10 protein-coding genes and 4 pseudogenes are annotated in these 18510 nt (G+C 57.2%); 4 read left to right on the forward strand and 10 right to left on the reverse strand.

The genetic code is table 11. From position 1 onward, the window contains the following. Positions 1-404: 404 nt before the first annotated feature. Positions 405-1466 (reverse strand): ABC transporter substrate-binding protein, encoded by a 1062-nt coding sequence (locus IVA81_RS27295; RefSeq protein WP_247323743.1) that lies wholly within the window; start codon positions 1464-1466, stop codon positions 405-407. Positions 1467-1784: 318 nt separating this feature from the next. Here IVA81_RS27295 and IVA81_RS27300 point away from each other — a divergent pair. After that, positions 1785-1985: pseudogene (locus IVA81_RS27300) on the forward strand (hypothetical protein); the annotation flags it as partial. Positions 1986-2020: 35 nt separating this feature from the next. Here IVA81_RS27300 and IVA81_RS27305 read toward each other — a convergent pair. The 3 genes and pseudogenes from IVA81_RS27305 to IVA81_RS27315 form a co-directional block, all read right to left on the reverse strand. After that, a pseudogene (locus tag IVA81_RS27305) lies at positions 2021-2131 on the reverse strand (calcium-binding protein); the annotation flags it as partial. A 115-nt stretch (positions 2132-2246) separates the two neighbouring features. Then, positions 2247-2558, reverse strand: a complete 312-nt coding sequence (locus tag IVA81_RS27310; RefSeq protein ID WP_247323769.1) for a hypothetical protein — start codon at positions 2556-2558, stop codon at positions 2247-2249. Positions 2559-3713: 1155 nt separating this feature from the next. Further along, entirely contained in the window at positions 3714-4898 is a 1185-nt protein-coding gene (locus tag IVA81_RS27315) for a M20 family metallopeptidase (RefSeq protein WP_247323746.1), read from the reverse strand. Between the two features lie 729 nt (positions 4899-5627). Here IVA81_RS27315 and IVA81_RS27320 point away from each other — a divergent pair. After that, on the forward strand, positions 5628-6104 hold the full coding sequence (locus IVA81_RS27320; RefSeq protein WP_247323749.1) for an Lrp/AsnC family transcriptional regulator: 477 nt from the start codon (positions 5628-5630) through the stop codon (positions 6102-6104). A 239-nt stretch (positions 6105-6343) separates the two neighbouring features. On the opposite strand, the pseudogene IVA81_RS27325 reads toward IVA81_RS27320, so the two are convergent. From IVA81_RS27325 to IVA81_RS27350, 6 genes and pseudogenes are all read right to left on the reverse strand, one after another. Further along, positions 6344-7283 (reverse strand): annotated as a pseudogene (locus tag IVA81_RS27325) (IS630 family transposase). Between the two features lie 480 nt (positions 7284-7763). Beyond that, complete coding sequence (gene purU, locus IVA81_RS27330) at positions 7764-8627, reverse strand: formyltetrahydrofolate deformylase (RefSeq protein WP_247323752.1); 864 nt, start codon at positions 8625-8627, stop codon at positions 7764-7766. A 61-nt stretch (positions 8628-8688) separates the two neighbouring features. Further along, the gene (locus IVA81_RS27335) at positions 8689-11190 is read right to left on the reverse strand and encodes an FAD-dependent oxidoreductase (protein ID WP_247323754.1); all 2502 of its coding nucleotides are present in this window, start codon (positions 11188-11190) and stop codon (positions 8689-8691) included. Positions 11191-12077: 887 nt separating this feature from the next. Beyond that, on the reverse strand, positions 12078-13034 hold the full coding sequence (folD, locus tag IVA81_RS27340; RefSeq protein WP_247323758.1) for a bifunctional methylenetetrahydrofolate dehydrogenase/methenyltetrahydrofolate cyclohydrolase FolD: 957 nt from the start codon (positions 13032-13034) through the stop codon (positions 12078-12080). A gap of 259 nt (positions 13035-13293) precedes the next feature. Next, positions 13294-14694, reverse strand: coding sequence for an aminotransferase (locus IVA81_RS27345; protein WP_247323760.1), 1401 nt, complete (start codon positions 14692-14694; stop codon positions 13294-13296). 11 nt (positions 14695-14705) lie between these two features. After that, positions 14706-16220 carry an NAD-dependent succinate-semialdehyde dehydrogenase gene (locus IVA81_RS27350; RefSeq protein WP_247323764.1) on the reverse strand — a complete coding sequence of 505 codons (1515 nt, stop codon included), beginning with the start codon at positions 16218-16220 and terminating at the stop codon, positions 14706-14708. Between the two features lie 152 nt (positions 16221-16372). Between IVA81_RS27350 and IVA81_RS27355 the strand changes: the two genes are divergently transcribed. Together IVA81_RS27355 and IVA81_RS27360 are read left to right on the forward strand one after the other, a co-directional pair. Then, positions 16373-16849, forward strand: a complete 477-nt coding sequence (locus IVA81_RS27355; RefSeq protein WP_247323768.1) for an Lrp/AsnC family transcriptional regulator — start codon at positions 16373-16375, stop codon at positions 16847-16849. 151 nt (positions 16850-17000) lie between these two features. Beyond that, a pseudogene (locus tag IVA81_RS27360) lies at positions 17001-18169 on the forward strand (IS701 family transposase). Positions 18170-18510 lie beyond the last annotated feature (341 nt).

Here is an 18510-nt window from a genome sequence, read left to right on the forward strand (position 1 = left end):
GAGCGGTCGCGACTGCTCCGACCGTCGCGCCGCAGAACCTCCAACTCGCTCATGGATTTTCGTAATGCGCCAATCCATTTTCGCCTGCAAAGCCTTTAGGAAATAGTGCGCGTCCAGGCTTGCCCGGGGCGAGATATGCGTTCCTAAGAGGCTTCGCTGGCACGCAGGAGGCTAGCGGGTGCAGCAGAGTATAAGGGCTAGAGCTGTCTTACTGGTTGTCACTAAGCCGAAGGTATAGCTGGTCCATAGACCCCTGCATAGCAGACGCGCAAGCGTGGTGAGCAGTCAAATACCGCCCGCGTGCAGGGCTGCCAAGCAGGGTGCCAATAGGGCTCATGGACACAACCATTGTGTTCGAGCAATAAATATCGGGCGACGGCCCGTTAAAACAGACGACAAACGGATTAGCTCTTGATCCACTCCTTGAAACGACTCGTCACCGCCTCGTAGTTATCTGCCCAATATTCGCTGTTGCTTATGAGATTGTTTGACCTGTTCATATCGGGTTGCCACTTGCGCGCGTCATCCGATAGCAACGGGATGGCTTTCTTGGACACCGGAATCGTACCTGCTTCACTTTCCACTCGTGCCTGAACTTCCGAACGCAGGAAGTAGGCAACAAGCTTCATCCCGTTCTCCTTGTTTGGCGCGTTCTTGAGCACCGCGAGATCTGAGGGGTAGATTAGGTTTTGCTCAAAGGAGAAGGCCAACGGCGTTCCGCCCCCAGGGCCAGTTGTAGCTTTGACGCGATTAGAAAATGCATAACTGAAATCGGCCTCGCCCGTTTGCAGGAGAGAAATTGTCTGCGGCGTAGCATTCGTCCATGAGGCAATGCTCGGCTTGATCCGATCGAGCGCCTTGAACGCCCGATCTAGATCAAGAGGATAAACGTCCTTCGGGGCCACCCCATCTGCCAGAAGCGCCACCTCCATCACATTATTGGCCCTGTTGCTCAAAACGCGCTTTCCGGGAAACTTATTCAGATCGAAAAAATCAGCAAAGTTTTCTGGATGTTTTCCGGGGCCGAATTTCGCCGGATCCCAAGCTATGCCGCCAGGATAGAAATTATATGTGACGCGGTCCCTTTTTGGGGGAACCACCATGTCTTCAACGTTGAATAAAGAAGGATCCAACGGCTCCCAAAAGCCCTGCCTTGACCCACTAGCAACCCCGGCGCCAGCGTCCAAAAAAACGTCCCACTCGACGTTCCCCGTCAGCAGTTGAGCCCGGATTTTCGCTAGCTCCGGTCCAGGAATAAGGTTGACCTTAATTCCGGTTTCTTCAGTAAATGGCTTGAAAACATTTCTGACTAGGAGATCCTGATACGTACCGCCATAAGCAGTGAAGGTAACCGAGTCAGACTTTGCAGCGACCCGCGAGGGCTTCATCACTGCGGGCGCCGAAAGTGCGGCGGCCCCGACAAGGAAGGTGCGGCGCGAGAGTGTTGCTGTAAAGGTGTCCTTCACGGATCCCTCCTCAATAACTTGTTGCATTCCTTATCGAGGCGGCTTGTTTTGACTGCACGCCTCTGCCGCCCTAACCTTATAAGGTGGGTAGCTACACCCCGAGAATGTAGGCAAGCCAATACTGCATGACGGCAAAGATCAAGAAATACTGTAGAAATTCTGCAAAAAGCCGATGCCGTGATTCGAATTCCGGCGGCAAGTCTTGTGCGCCAGGCGCCAGCGAAGAGACGTCTACAATTCAGAGATTTAGGCGGTGGACGGATTTTGTAAGTCCATCGCTGACAGCTTCAGCCGGCGCAGCGTCATGTTGACTGGCCGATGCTGATTGTGAGCGCAGCTGCTGACGGTTCTTCTGGCGCTCGGGTTCGTGGATCCTTGGCTTATCCTCGGACTGGCATTCCTGGCAGGACATGTCGTCGCGTTCCTGCCTGGCAGGTCTCGGTTGGCGACATTTTGAAGTGGCACGATATCCTGGCGGCGGTGATGCTCATCTCTGTCGGATACAGCAACATCGGCCCGGCGCTCGGTGGTGCTGCAGTCGCCGCCTTTGAGCCGGCGACCGTGTCGGCACTGCCGTCGACGATGTTGCCGGCCTTGTCGCCGGTGGCCGAGATCGTCTGCGAGACGAAGCGCACGGTGAGCTGCGCGGTGCGGTCACGCAACTCTAGCGAATCGCGGTCGCGCCCGGCGACGATTGGGTTATGTGAGGTCGCGCCGCATCACGCTTCCCAGCTCTTCTCACCGTGGCTTGTGCCTACTTCATCTTTTGCCAGAGGTCGCTCACTGCTGGAGAATCCAGGGGTTCCAAAGCGCGTTGTTGATTTCCAGGTTGCTCTTTCCAGAGGCATCTTTCTTTGCCCGCCAAGCAGGATTAAGCTCTATAGTTTTAGCCTCGTTTTCAGGATAGGTCGGCAGCAGCTTTGCCCGGCTCTCAGGGATCAGATTGAACGCCTTCCTGTTCAAGGAACCCAGCGTTTGCAGTTTCACAAGGGCTGCCTGACTCTCCGGTCGTGAGGCGAATTCGATGAACTTGAGCGCATTCTTGAAGTTCTTTGTCCCTTTCAAGATGGCCCAATAACTGAAATCAGTCATTGCCTCGTTCCAGACGTAATCGACAGGAGTCCCTGATCTTTTGCCAGCTGAATGCGCCCGAGGGTGGCAGGGCCAATCACCGCCTCGCTGGAGCGCTTCGATTGCATGGCTGCAGCTGTCGTCCACTTTACGACGTTCGGCTTTATGCGGGAGAGCGCTGCATAACGCTCTCTTGAAGTCGAGCGGGTAGAGCTTTTCCGGAGCAAGGCCGTCAGCGAGAGCGCCATCTTAATCGGAGAGACATTTGTGTTACCGCATCGAGAGTGCGAAGCCCAGGGAATTTCTTTACATCCCATACGTCGGCCCAGCTCTTTGGTCCATTGGCATGTGTGTATCTCTTCGTGTTGAATGTAATCACTTTCGCCTACATGAACGTTCCGACCCCGAAGGTCTGAATAACATCCTTTGGAAAATGCGCGAAAACCGATGAATCCACGCGGTATAGTCGAGCTGCTGTAGCTGACCTTCACTCGACGGCTGGAGATAGTCTCCTGGTAACAGATTCTGCAAGTCCCACTTCGGACCCCGCTTAATTAGCATCGCGCGCAATTTTAGCATCGTAGGGCCAGTCGCTTCAACGACCTTGATCCCGGTGGTTGTCTTGAATGGCTTGAAATGGCCTCGCGCAGGGCGTCTTGGTACGTGCCCCCCAAGCAGCAACGACGACTTGCCCTTGTCTTCGGCGGCGGCCGGCGAAACCATCCCAAAAAATTGCAGCACAGAGAATGACAAAAGCTCGCTGAAAATGCAGAGGCCCCCTGTAGCACTCAAGCAGATACATGGTCGCGGCGTGGGCTGATGGCCCCCTCAGCGTCGAGCCGGTCTTTCGTCGATCACAGGACCGCGGCGCACAACGATTCCGCCCCTTGCCCCCGGCTCAATTGGCCGCCCGCCACTGCTGAAACCGTAAGCGGTATCAGCGGCTAAAGATCGCAATCAATAGCTGAGGAACGAATAAATTCTGCAAAACGACGGCGCCTGCCACCGAAATGCGGCCTCGGACGGTCGAAGTGATCAGCCGTTCGCCTGATCCTTCAGCGTGGGATTCAGCATAGGAGACGACGCCCTCGCGAAAGAGCTTTCCACCATGTGGCACAGAGACGTATATCAACGGCTATTGCCATCCGAGCGCGCGCTAGGCGGTCACGGCCGCTCTTAGGAATTCAGCAGATCGATGATGTATCTTACGGTGAGTTCAGTTGTAGGGATAATGATGTCGTCGTAAGCTCCGAATGTAGGCGTATGCACATGCGACTCGTTGCCCGGCGTACGGCTGCCGAACCAGAAATAGATCGACGGCACACAAGCGGCATAGAAACCGAAATCGTCACTGCCATCTGCCTGCTTCTTTCTCTCGGTGAACGCGTCGAGACCGACGCTCTCTTGGACAATCCGCCGGAAGCGCTTGACCATTTCTTCATCGTTGATGACAGGTGGCTCGCCAGTGCGGATCAGGCATTCGGCTTGGCCGCGGTGCATCGCTGCAACGCCTTCGGCTACTTCGCGCACGCGCTGCGACAGCAGCGCGCGACGCTCGGGGCTGCGTGTCCTGATCGTCCCCTCCATAACGACTGATGGGCAGATAATGTTCATCGCTTCACCGCCGTTGATCGTGCCTATCGTGACGATCGCACCGTCGTCGACCGGCATTTCGCGCGAGATCACTTTCTGTACTTCGTTGACGAAGGCAGCGGCGATCGCAATGGCATCGACGCCCTTGTGGGGCGCGGCGCCATGGGCCATCTTGCCCGTAATCGTAAGCCTAAATCCGTCAGCTGCTTTCGTCACTGCACCTTCGCGCGCGCCGAACATGCCGGCGGGAATTTCCGGACTAACGTGGAAACCGATGGCCCCGTCGAATCCGTCCAATAGCTTCTCATCTTGGACCGTGCGGCCGCCAAGCGGCTCCGCCTCTTCCGCCGGTTGGAAGAATATGCGTACCTTGCCGGCAAAATTGTCGCGTTGCCGATGGAAGGCGAGCGCGGTTCCAAGCGCAATAGAGCTGTGAACGTCGTGGCCGCAAGCGTGCATGACGCCGTTGACCTGCGAGCGATAGGGCAAATCATCGCGCGTCTCGTGGATTGGGAGCGCATCAATGTCTCCGCGAACCGCAATCGATTTTGTCGGGCCGCTGGCCGTTCCTTCGATGTCGACATATAGGCCGGTGTTGTGAAAGACCTTGCCGCCGTCAAGTCCGAAATGCTGCAGTACTCGTCGGATCCGCTCCTGCGTCTTCCATTCAGCATTCGAGAGCTCGGGCTCACGATGCATGGCATGGCGCAAATCAATCACTGCCTCGCGCTCTGTAACTGACAGAAAACCGTTGCTGCGACTGATCATAGAACCTCGTCCCGGCTTTCACATTGGTCGGACTTTTCTGAACGAGCGAGATTACCCCGCCGTGATGAAGAAGATCGAGCGACTTCCAAGACTATTGTGCAGACAATCGCCTTGTTTGGCTGCATTGCCGCAGAACTTCCTCGTAGGACATGCCTCCAGGCTCGGCCCAGAACTTTTGTAAATCCGAAGCCAAAGCGCAGCAACTTATCTTGCGACGGGAGTGCGCTTCTGCGATCGCGCCGGAATGCTCATACACGATCGCGCGCCAGAAATGCGAGCTCGAAACCGGAAGCAAAGAGACGGCTGGACCTCCGTCGGTCAGATTGCGGCAGCTCTTTTTGGTGATGACCTCGAGGGGCCCACGGAAGTTAGCAGGGTCGCACAGCTTTGTACGCCACCCTCGGAGCGACGCTCAAAGCTCCATCAAGATGGGGAACCTGCTGGTCACATTGATGTTTTCGGAATTTCGAGTTGCGGTAGCGCAAGAACGAGAGAGCAGTTACAGCGAATTGAGTTGCAAACAGCCCGGCCATTACGATCGGTTGCCCCCGCGCCGCACAAAGTGCTTAATGAGCAAATTATCCTGCCCTAGCCCTGTTGAAATGTCCCAAGCATTCAGGATATTGATATCACGGAGATATTTACGTCGCACTTTCCGGCCCTTTGGCTCGATTTCTGCTGAAGCAGGAGTTCTGCGGCGGAATTCACCAGGGGGGATTCAGGCTAGATATGCAATACGATCGGATAGACGCTCGCATCCTCGAGATCGTGCAGAAGAATAACCGCCTCACCTCCGACGTCATCGGCGAAATGGCGGGGCTTTCTGCTACTGCATGCCAACGACGGCTAAAGAGGCTCCGTTCCGAAGGAATTATCGAGGCCGATGTCTCCATAGTTTCGCCGAAAGCGGTCGGAAATCCTATTCAGATGCTGGTGCTGGTCAGTTTGGAGCGGGAGCGTTCCGATATCATCGACAGGTTCAAGAAGGCGATCAGATCGTCGGTTGAAGTCGTCAATGGATTTTACGTGACCGGAGACGCTGACTTTGTCCTCTACGTCACCTCCCGGAGTATGGAGGACTACGAGCAATTCACCCGGCGATTCTTCTATGAGAATCCGGACATCAAGGCGGTCAAGACGATGGTCATAATGGACCGCGTTAAGGCGGGCTTTGCGATTCCGATCGAGGCGCCATCGGAAGATTGAATGTGAACTGGCGGTCCCAAGCGAATGGCCGCTCATCATCTGCTCGCCAATGAGCACGCGTCAGAGCAAGTTGCGGCCGGGGCAAGGACCGGGCAAGCTCCTAAGAACATCTAACCACCTCGCGCCACCGGAGCATTGCTTCGCTCCTTCAGAGGAGCCGTGGCTGAGGATCGCAGGTGCTGCGGTCCTGTACGCGGCCCAGAATAGCTGGTTCGCAAATGGCGATACGCTTCCTGCAGTCAGTTCCTTAAAGCTGCTGTTTTTACGGAAACATACCCAGAGTTCTTGAGATAGTTTGCACATTCCTTCGGTCGAGGAGATCTCCGGCCTTGCGCCGGGTCGCTTCGATGGTCCGAGGTTCTGCAGCTCGCATGAGGTGCTTGAGTTTGGCGAAAACCTGCTCGATCGGATTAGGGTCAGGGCTATAGGGTGGCAGGAAGAGCAGGTGCGCTCGCTTCGCGCGGATGATGTCGCGAGTTCTCTTGCCTTTGTGGCTTCCAAAGATTGTCGAGGATCACGACGTCCCCCTGTGCCAGGATTGGAGCCACCTCCTTCTCGACGTAGAATGTGAAGAGTTCGCCGTTGATGGGGCCATCAATGACCCAGGGTACCGAGATGTGATCGCAGCGAAGCGCCGCGATGAATGTCATCGTCTCGCGGATGCCGCAAGCCGCTGCCCCACGGTCCCCAGCCGCGCAGCGGGGCCATGTTGGTCTTGATCCAGATCTCATCGAGGAAGACCAGGCGCGAGGCATCGATCGTGCCCTGGTGAGCTTTCCAGCGGTGTGCTTACGAGCGAGATATCGGGAGGATCCTGCTCGGCCGCCCGTATCGTGTTTTTTGAAGCTCAGGCCCTCGGCGTGAACAAAGGTCCACACAGCCCGAACATCCGTTTTCACACCGCGCTGAGTCAACTCATCGGTCAACTTGCGTAAGGTGAACGGGCCGGACCGAATGCGCTGGCGCAGCCACTTAGCATGGGCGCCTGACAAAGTCCTCTTTCTTCTGGCCGCCGATCTTGCCCGGAGTGACGCCCGCGGTCTGCTGTCTCAGGCTCTTCCACTTGCTGATGCAGGAAGCGCTGATCCAGAGCGCCTGCGCGATTGATCGAACCGTCTCGCCTAAATCCGCACGCGCCAGAACGCGATCGCGGATATCTTCCGAATAGGGCCGTGTCATCCATGCTGGCCTCCATTCTCCAGCAGGATGCCTGAATCAGAAACCTTGACTTCTCGGAATCCAGAGTCTGATCAAAAACAACATGCTCTAGCGATGCTCCTCCCCCTCGGGATAAGCGGTCCGACGCTCGCCGCACTCGGCAGCCGAAAATAGCATGAATGTTGATCCCGAAAGTCGGGCGCTCGAAAGCGCCAAAGCTCGCAAAAACCTGCAGCCCGGTCGTAGCGAAACGGGGCAGATCCCGGCAATGCCAGCGGCCCGCTTAGTGAGGTTCTGAAGCGGCGCGCCGGGCTATCAGCGATGTGCCTACGGAGAATCGAAAGAGCTGTCTCCTTTCGGTGTTCACGCCTCCGGAGGCATCGAATTGCTATCTACCGGCTCAAAAAGTGCCGCATCAAGTCGCCGGTTATACCAACCAACTCGCCGTCTCGGGACTCCTTCGCTAAAACGACGGCTCACGGCCGGCACTTTCCACCCAGGTCAACCAGTAAAGACAACAGTCTTCTTGCCGTTTAAGACCACTCGGTCCTCCAGGTGATGGAGTACCGCCCGGGCGAGTACGCGCCGTTCTATATCACGTCCTTTGCGGACGAGGTCGTCGGGTGTGTCGTGATGTGAAATCCGTTCGACGTCTTGCTCAATGATAGGCCCCTCGTCCAGATCCGAGGTCACGTAATGCGCCGTCGCGCCGATCAACTTGACGCCCCGATCGTATGCTTGGTGATAGGGCTTGGCGCCCTTGAAGCCCGGCAAAAATGAATGGTGAATGTTGATGCAGCGTCCGGACAGCTTGGCAGAAAATCCGTCCGAGAGGATCTGCATGTATCGCGCGAGCACAACCAGATCTGTTTTTGTCTCGCGCACGAGGTCCCATACTCGCGTCTCTTGCTCCATCTTCGTATGTTTGATGACAGGAAAATGATAGAATGGCAGTTCGCCGAGATCGGTGGAGGTCAAATGCTCGCGACCATGATTAGAAACGATTGCCGTTACCTCCATCGGAAGCTCGCCGATCCGCCAGCGATAAAGCAAATCGACTAGGCAATGGTCGAATTTGGAAACTAGCAGCATCACACGTTTTTTTGCCGAACTCTGCCGCAGCGTGAATTTCATGGCGAACCCGCGGGCGAGTTCCTCGACTAAGGCAGCAATCTCTGCTTCTGGTTTTGCGTGTTTGAGACGAGCGAACACGACGCGCATAAAAAGGTGACCGGCCTCCGTGTCATCAAACTGCTGAGCATCGAGGATGTTGCAACCGGCCCCAAATAGCAGGCTTGAGACAGCCGATACGATGCCCGGACGATCAGGGCAAGAGAAGGCGAGAATCAACGCAGGATCACACATGGCAATTAGCGCCTGATGGCGGCTCCTCGAGAGAGGCGTTGAAGAAAAGCGGAGGTGACATTCAAGACTTCACTCGGAGCAACTCCGGGGCAATAATGTCTTCGAGCTTGCGCCACTCGCCCTTCACTCGCGTGCGATTCACATCGTAGAAGGCACGAAGCGATGCGATCGCCGGATGCCGTTCGCCGGCAATCTCGATTTCAAAAGCTCCCTTCGCCAGCCAATCCGCACTGACCCCATTTTCGCATTGTAGATAGCCCATACCGACACCACAGCCTAATGTATGGCCGTAGCCCGCTGAGCGCAGGTAACCTACCGGCGATCCATTGCGCCAGACGGGCTCCGTTCCAAACATGAGCGGCGCCGCTCCGGGCGCGGCGAACTGCACGAGACGTCGTCGCGGAGTTTGGCCACGCTGCGATTCGAGAACCGATCGGCCGATGAAGTCATCGCTCTTATTCCACGCGATCGTGAATCCCAGTCCCGCCTCGAGGGGAGAATCTTCGTCACTCACGTCAGCACCCCAGTCTCGGTAACCGGCTTCGAGGCGCAAGGTGTTCAGCGCTACGTAACCCGCGTCGCGTACGCCGAGATCGCGCCCCGCAGCAACCAGCGCGTCGTAGACACCCAACGCCTGCTCTACCGGGATGTGCAACTCCCAACCGAGCTCTCCTACGAAGGTCATTCGGAAGGCGAGAGCCATACCATAACCGATCTCGATCTCTTGGGCTGTCGCGAACGGAAATGTAGCGTCAGAGAAATCTGTCGGACTCACTCGCATCAGAAGCTCTCTCGAGCGTGGCCCCATGACGGAAAGGCAAGCGTAACCTGACGATACGTCAGTCACGGAGACGTGTCCCGCACGTTTCGCATGCAGACGCATCCAGGCGAGATCGCGGACGCGCTGGACGGCAGCGGTGACAACTAGGAATTCATGCTCAGCGGTTCTTGCGATCGTGACGTCGGACTCCATGCCGCCCCGCTCGTTGAGCCATGGCGTGTACACGATTCGTCCAATTGGAACGTCAACGTCATTAGTCGAGAGTCGCTGAACAAAGGATAACGCATCGCGCCCCTGCACTAGCAGGTGGGCAAATGACGTTTGGTCGAACAGCGTAACCTCGGAACGCGTTGCTTCATGTTCGGCCCTGCTCGCCTTGAACCAACCATCACGACCAAATGTGGCGTGCCCGTAGGCCGGCGCGTCAGCTGGCCCAAACCATTGCGTCCGCTCCCAGCCAGCAGCCTCTCCAAACGTCGCACCGGCCGCGGCGAGCCGATGGTGCAGTGGCGAGACCCGCACGTTTCGAGCCGTCGATGGTGACTTGTGAGGCCAATGCAAGGCGTAAAGCAGCCCAACGGCTTCGCCGGTACGGTCGTGCAAATATCGCCGATTGCGCTGAAAGGGCATGGCGCGCCGCACGTCCATTTCCCAATAGTCGCTTGCCGGCATACCAGTCGACATCCACTCGGCCATGACCTTGCCAGCGCCGCCAGATGACTCGATACCGCAGGAATTGAAGCCGGAAGCCACATAGAGGCCCGCGATGTCAGGGGCAGGCCCCAACAAGAACCGATTGTCCGGCGTGAAGCTTTCCGGGCCATTAAAGTTCAGTTGCAGACCCACGTTCGCCAGCCCTGGCAGGCGTCGCATAGCGTTGACGAGGTGAGGCTCAATGTGATCGAGATCGTCAGGCAGCGACTCAAAACTGAAGTCACGCGGAATTCCCTCCATACCCCACGGTTTTCCCTTAGGCTCGAAGAAGCCCACCAGCAATTTGCCCGCGTCCTCCTTTGCATACATACACGCATCAAGGTCGCGAAGCGTGGGAGTGTCAGGCGCCAACCCCGGCATGGACTCTGTTACAACATAGAAGTGCTCTGCCGCGTGCAACGGTACCGTCCAATTGAGGTCGGCAGCCAGCGTTCGCGTCCACATCCCTGCGCAGATGACGACCTTGTCCGCACGTACACTTCCGTCCACCGTCTCGACGCCGGTGACTCGTCCGTTTTCGACCAGGATGCGCGTCACCGGCGTTCGTTCGAGTATTTTCGCTCCGCCCTGCCGCGCACCGGTTGCAAACGCGCGAGCTGTGTCTACCGGATTTGTCTTTCCGTCCGAAGCAATCCATGCCGCGCCGAGCACATCAGCCACATCAAGCATCGGCACCCGTCGCTTTGCCTCTGCAGCATCGATGATATCGACATCGAGACCAAAGGAGCGCCCCATAGACGCCCCCCGTTTGAGCTCTTCGAGCCGCTCAGGTGTCGCCGCGACAGTGATCGACCCGCATTGCCGAAAGCCCGTGGATTGGCCGGTCAGCTCCTCAAGCTCTTGGAAGAGCCCAGCTGTATACTGGGCCAGCTTTGCCATGTTCTCGCTAGCTCGAAGCTGGGTGACCAGGCCAGCGGCGTGCCACGTCGTACCGCAGGTGAGCTGATCGCGCTCAAGCAGAAGGACATCGCGATGTCCGAGCCGGGTGAGGTGATAAGCGATGGACAATCCGATGATGCCGCCGCCGACAATGACGTATTCAGCATGGGATGGAAGCTTCGTGTGCATTTAACGGCTCAGAAAAAATGGCTGCAGACCCGGTCAGGCGCAGCCTAGGATCAGTGAAGGATGTGTTTTCGAAGTTGGAGTGCGTGGGTCCCGCGATGCGGGATTTTTGTATCCGCTGCGAACTCACAAGCTACCGGCGCGACGTCGAGCGTCTTGGTGAGATGGCGATTGGGTTTACTGTCGCTTGTCAGCGTTTTGCATGCGACACGACGCGTAGGTATACGGAATTGTGCAAATCGGTCTCCCTCTGCGCATTCAGCGCCTGACGTCCGCTAGTCTGAATGCCTCTTGTCTTGAGGGAGACAATACGGGGTCCGCGATACTGAATTTGACTGATGTGAGCCTCCATGAAACAGAAATCCTGCGTCGGATGGATGAAACGATCGTTTTTGCGGCGTCGGCATCTTGCGCCCCCGGGGCCATGGAGCTTTGGTTGGATCGGCCCGTGACAAGGGAGCGCAGGGTCCTCACGCGGGATGCGAACCAGAGGCTCCGTCTGCGTAAGGCCACCAACAAGATGTGCCTTTCGCGCACGTTGCGATGCTGAACTCATCCCTTGGGGTTCCACTGCGGGATCTGATAGCGCTGGGAGCGATCGCTTGTTTCCCGCGACCGCACTGCATTGACCGCGGCTGCCAGAGCCCAATGAGAGTTCGTTTTTTTACGGCAATGTTGGTTTGAGACGATGCGAACGCGTGCCGATCGGGATGGACCAGTTCCACTCGGTGGTAGAATACGCACTGCGATAAGAAAAGCTGAGATTGGCTCGCCAGGAGAGAGGGGCTTGGGTTGGTATCAGCCGATGCAAGCTATGGCGTATACTGCAGCGCAGTCCCGCGTAGGATTGGCCCAGCTGCTCGGCTGGCGTGAAATATTCCGAATGGCTTCTAAGTTGCCGCCTGCAGATCGGCGGCACGATCTTGCGCTCGGTGGCAGGATGACTGGACTTGATCGCGCTCGTGATCAATAGACAGCTGCAAGCCCCGGCGGGAGACCGCCGCGTTCAAGGTGTTCGCGAGCAAATACGCGACGGTCATCGGCCCGACGCCGCCAGGAACTGGAGTGATGTAACCGGCTCGCTTGATTGCTTCTGCAAAAGCGACATCTCCCACTAGTTTCGGTGCGCCCGTCGAATCGATCGCGCGATTGATACCAACATCAATGACAATTGCGCCTGGCTTCAACCAATCGCCCCGAACGAGTCCCGCATAACCGGCGGCAGACACAACTATGTCGGCGTTTCGACAGAGGTCTGGCAAGTTTCGCGTCTGTAGCTGCGCGCCTGTGACGGTACATCCAGCATCGCCGAGCAGAACTGCCAGAGGCTTTCCGACGATGTTCGAACGGCCAATGACAACGACATCGAGACCCTTCAGATCGCTAACGACGGTGTTGATGAGATGAACAACCCCAAGCGGAGTACAGGGCACAAGAGCTGGCCGCCCAGCCGCCAATCTTCCGACATTGTATGGATGAAATCCATCCACATCTTTTGAGGGATCTATGGCCTCTAGCACACGCCAACTATCGATGTGGCCAGGCAGCGGGAGCTGAACAAGGATGCCATCGACAGAATCATCGCTGTTGAGCTCTTCGATCAACGTCAAGAGCTCCGTTTCGCCGACGTGAACCGGAAGTAAAAACTGTTGAGATTTCAATCCCACGGCCTGCGCCTGTCTGGCTTTTGTCTTCACGTAGACTGAGCTCGCGGGATCATTGCCGACTAGGACCACAGCCAAGCCCGGGGTAATGTCGCGTTGAGTTTTAAGCAGTGCAACGTCGCGCGCGACGCGGGCTCGAATGCGCTCGGCAATCGCATTTCCATTGATTGGGATAGCAGTCATGACTTATTCCTGGCCATTAGGATGGGCCGCGACTAGAACCCGGCATTATGGCGATACAGTTCGATAGGAACTGTCGAACTACACGGCCTGACCAATCCATCCGCGATAGCGGGAACGGCAAATTGGCCGGCCTGACCTTCGGGCTTTCTGAAGCGGTTCACCGTCGCCTCGCGCAGCCGCTCCAAGCGGCGACACGCTCGAACCCAAAAAGGGGGGCCCGCGACGGGCCCCCGAGTTCGGCATCACATTCGATCCGCCTTCACCCAATCGCAGATTCATGTGCGAGTTCGTCCATGACTTGTTTTGTCGCTTGATAGGCGAGATCAACAATTTCGTCGATCTCGCTCTCGGATACGACGAGGGGAGGAGCGAAACCAAGAATGTCACCGTGCGGCATTGCTCGGGCAATAAGCCCGCGATCACGCGCAGCCTTGGAGATGCGCGCCCCGACCTTCAGCTGCGGATCAAACCTCCGCTTTGTCTGGCGATCTGCGACGAACTCGACTGCACCAAGTAGGCCGACGCCACGCACTTCGCCGACGATTTCCAGCTGTGCAAAGCGTTCGTTGAGACGTTTCTGGAAGTGCGAGCCGACGATCCGCGCGCGATCGCTAAGCCGCTCCTTCTCAACAATATCAAGGACTGCGTTTGCAGCAGCGGCCGCGATCGGATGGCCCGAGTAGGTATATCCATGCGAAAATGCGCCAACTCGATCAGCCGCCTCCTCGATGACTGCGTAGACCCTCTCGCCAACGATGGCTCCAGAGAGCGGCACGTATCCAGAGGTCAGACCTTTAGCAACTGTCACCAGGTCAGGCTCGATTCCATAGAGTGTGCTGCCGAAGTCAGCGCCGGTTCGACCGAACCCGCAAATCACCTCGTCTGCGATGAAAAGAACATCGTAGCGCCTGAGCACGGCTTGAATCTCGCGCCAGTAGCCGTTCGGAGGCGGGATAATACCTCCCGTACCGAGTGCCGGCTCGGCAATGAAGGCGCCGATCGTTTCCGGCCCCTCTTGTACGATCAACTTTTCGAGTTCGGCTGCACGACGACGAGAAAAGGATTCCTCCGTCTCGCCGGGCTCGGCGCCCCAATAATGGTGGGGCACACCTGTATGCAAAATACCCGGATAAGGAAGGTCCATATGATCATGATAGAACGACATGCCGGTCATCGAGCCGGAGATCACCGAGCAGCCGTGGTATCCACGCTCGCGCGAAATGATCTTCTTCTTCTTAGGTTGCCCACGTAGGTTATTGTAGTACCAGACGAGCTTGGCCTGGGTTTCGTTGGCATCCGATCCCGACAGTCCAAAAAACACCTTGCTCGGCTTGCCAGGGGCCATTCGTATAAGACGATGCGAGAGCGTCGCCAGCTCCTCGGTCGTGTGTGCCGCATACGAGTGATAATAGGCCAGGTTATGGGCCTGCCGCGCAATCGCCTCCGCCACCTCAGTGCGCCCGTATCCAATATTCACACAGTAAAGGCCAGCAAAGCCGTCGAGGTAGCTGCGTCCCGTCGCATCCTGAATTCGAATGCCCTTTCCCCCAACGACGATAGTCGGATCACCGAGCTTGCCGCTCGCAAAATCCTTGAGCTGCGTGAAGGGATGCAGAACACTGGAGCGATCCTGCTCTGCAATGTTTTTGATATCGATCATACCCAACTCTCCTAGGCCGCCAAGTCGCCGAAGCAGACGTATTTCATTTCCATGAATTCCGCCAAGCCGTGTCGCGACCCCTCGCGACCGAGCCCTGACTGCTTCCATCCACCGAATGGAATCGGCGGCCCCGTAAATGAAGCAGTATTGACGCCGACCATGCCACATTCCATCAGCTCAGAAACCCGAAGGGCTCGACGCAGATTATCTGTGTAGACGTAGCCGGCGAGGCCCATTTCGTTCGCGTTGGATCGGGTGACGACCTCCTCTTCCGTGTCAAACGGGAGGACCGCAGCCACCGGACCAAAGGTCTCCTCCTTGGCAATGAGCATGTCCTCCGTGACATCCCAGAGCAGAGTGGGAGCAACAAAGAGCGAGCATAGATCGGCACCTTGAGCCGCGGATATTGCGCGGGCACCCCTTCGCACAGCGTCATCGATTTGAGCCCTGCACTTTTCGGCAACCGACAACTTCGTCATTGGGCCGATATCTGTCAAGGGATCTAGACCATGACCGATCTTGAGTTGCTCGATCGCTGCAGCAAAGGCATTGACGAAAGCATCATAGATGCCTCTTTGAACGTAGATGCGGTTAGCAGCCAAGCAGTCCTGACCAGAGGTCGCAAATTTCGCAGCCATCGCCCCTTTGACGGCCTTGTCGAGATCAACGTCATCAAAGACGACGAAGGGCGCGTGGCCTCCCAATTCGAGCGACACTTTCTTTACCGTGTCGGCGGCCCCTTCCAGAAGCAGACGGCCAACGTCGGTAGAACCCGTGAAGGAAAGAGCCCGTATTCTCGGATCGCGCAACAGAGGCTTTGAGAGCTCAATTGCATCGCCGATCACAACCTGGAACACGCCCGCGGGAACCCCCGCTTCTTCGGCTAATCTGGCCAGGGCAAGAGCAGAGAGCGGCGTCTCAGGAGCAGGCTTCACAACGATCGGACAGCCAGCCGCAAGAGCAGCTCCCGCCTTTCGGGTAATCATAGCAACAGGGAAATTCCACGGAGTAATGGCCGCCGCGACACCAATTGGTTGCATTCGAACCTGCAGCAAACTGGCAGCCCTGTGACTGGGAATCGTCTCACCATATGCGCGCTCACCCTCTGCAGCGAACCACTCAAGAAATCCCGCCCCATACGTAATCTCGTGCCGCGCTTCAGCGAGCGGCTTGCCTTGCTCGCTTGTCACCAAAATGGATAACTCTTCCGCATTGTCCAGCATCAAGGACGCCCACGATCTAAGAAGCGCGCCTCGCCTCGCCGGCAACAATGCACGCCAAGCAGGAAAAGCACGGTCAGCTGCTGCAATCGCCGTATTTATGTCCACCGCGCCGCAACGGGCCACGTTACAGATTTCTTCCCCACTAGCCGGATCGACCACGACGTCCCGCTGCTCGCTCGCGATCCAACGACCATCGATGAGCGCAGCTCCCGCGACAAAATCACGCCGACGCAAGTTTTGCAGGTGCCGACCAGCAAGACCTTCAAATGGCTGTGCCTTGTGGCGAATAGTCTGAAAGGCCATATGAAGTCCACGTGGTCATTTGTTGAATTTGCCAGTCCACTCAGGATACTAATGTACCGTGGATATTGCGTTGCATTTTCCCGCTGTCTCGACGATTTCCTGCAATGCATCGGCGTTTTGCGAAGGAAATGCACCTGAAGGCTGAACCCAATATGCAATATGATCGAATTGACGCCCGCATCTTAGAGATTGTGCAAAGGAACAACCGACTTACTTCCGATGTGATTGGCGAAATGACGGGGCTCTCTGCAACGGCGTGTCAACGGCGACTGAAGCGGCTTCGCTCGCAAGGTATCATCGAGGCCGATGTCTCGCTCGTTTCGGCAAAGGCGGTCGGAAGGCCCATTCAAATGCTGGTGCTGGTCAATCTGGAGAGGGAGCGTTCAGATATCATCGACAGGTTCAAAAAGGCTATTAAGTCCTCGGCCGAAGTTGTGAATGGATTTTACGTAACGGGGGACGCCGATTTCCTCCTCTACATCACAGCTCGCAGCATGGAAGATTACGAACAGTTCACGCGACAATTTTTCTATCGGAACTCGGACATCAAGGGCTTCAAGACCATGGTCATAATGGACCGCGTAAAGGCGGGCTTTGCAGTTCGAATTAAGGGTCTTGCGAAGGATTGACCTCGTGCGCAAACGGCCCTTGTCGTTGTTACCAAGATCAAAGCGTTCTGATTGATCCGCAGCGAGAAGCCGCATCATATCGGCCAGCCCGTGAAACGCTCGCTAGCATTACAGTTGCTTTGTTTGCGGGCTTCTGAATCCATGGGCAACCATGATTCGAATGTCGTGGACGCGGGCCGCGTCGGTTGAGGAGACGCTTGCGTTGTGGGCGGCGTCGCTTCGAGAGTTCCTGGAAGGTCTGCTCGGAGATGAGCAGCGCAAGACCGGTTGGATGCGCGCGGAGGCGGCTGGCGATCCCGGCCCATGGCGGCAGCAGGCGATCCTGGGTCGCGGGGATTGGGACGCTGATGCCCTGCGCGACATCGTCCGCGACTATGTCATCGAGCATTTGGCGGATGACGATGCGGTGCTGGTGATCGACGAGACCGGCTTTCTCAAGCAGGGCAAAGCGTCATGCGGAGTGGCACGGCAATACACTGGTTCGGCAGGGAAGATTACGAACTGCCAGATCGGCGTCTTCGCTACCTACGTTTCGCGTCATGGTCATGCGTTCATCGATCGCGCGTTGTATCTTCCGAAGGAATGGACCGACGATCCAGATCGTCTGGAAGCCGCATATGTGCCTGCCGATGTCGGCTTTGCGACCAAACCAAAGCTTGCGACGAGAATGATCGCACGTGCGATAGCCGCGTCTGTACCATTCAAGTGGGTTTTACGGTCTACGGTGTTGGCGATATCGAACAGCAGCTACGGCGGGCAGGCAAAGGCTATGTGCTCGGGGTCAGCAGCTCTCATGTCTTCCGATCCTGGGGCAAGCGACCGCCGGTCGCCGGCACGGCCGCGGACCTCGCCCGGACGCGGCGCTCGTCCGACTGGAAGCGCTTGTCGGCGGGAGCCGGAACCAAAGGACCGCGGCTGCACGACTGGTGTTATCTCGAATTGGCCGACCTCGAGGCCGAGCAGTTCAACAGCGCAAATGATGGTTTATGGACGCGCGGTCTACTGATCCGTCGTCGCATCGCCGATGATGACCTCGCCTTCTTCACCACCTGGTGCCCAGCGGGAACATCAATTGAAACGCTGGTCGCGGTCGAAGGCCATCGATGGGCGATCGAGGACAGCTTTGAAACCGCGAAAAACGAGTTCGGGCTCGATCACAACGAGAGCAGGTCCTGGCATGGCTGGCATCGCCACGTGTCCCTGGTGATGCTCGCCTTCGCCATGATGGCGGCGATCCGCCATCGCGCCAATCCGCCACCGCCCAAAAAAACCAAACGCCGCCACCCGGCAAAAGCCAAAGCACACCCACGCCGCCGCTGATCCGTTGGTCAATCCAGGAAATCCGCCGCATCGCCATCAGGCTTGCTCGAAAGCGGATCCAACCCGCGCATGTCATCGCATGGTCATTCTGGCGCAGAGCTCACCAGGCTGCCGCTCAGCGCGCGCATCTCAAAGCAAAACGGATCGCGGTAGGGACGCTCATTGCTGAGCGCCCCCCGCACAGATCCGGACGAGCCCAATTAAGGCATCCGGCTCCTACCTTGGGTGTGTGACGGCGAAGCGCTGTTGCGGCCAGGGATGGAGGATACGGGGTTGAGGAAGCCAGTCATCCGCCAACTTCGTCATACGATCCCAAGTGAAGCCGGCTCGTTGGCTGCGGC

It is taken from the genome of Bradyrhizobium sp. 141 (genome assembly GCF_023074055.1).
Lineage (GTDB): Bacteria > Pseudomonadota > Alphaproteobacteria > Rhizobiales > Xanthobacteraceae > Bradyrhizobium.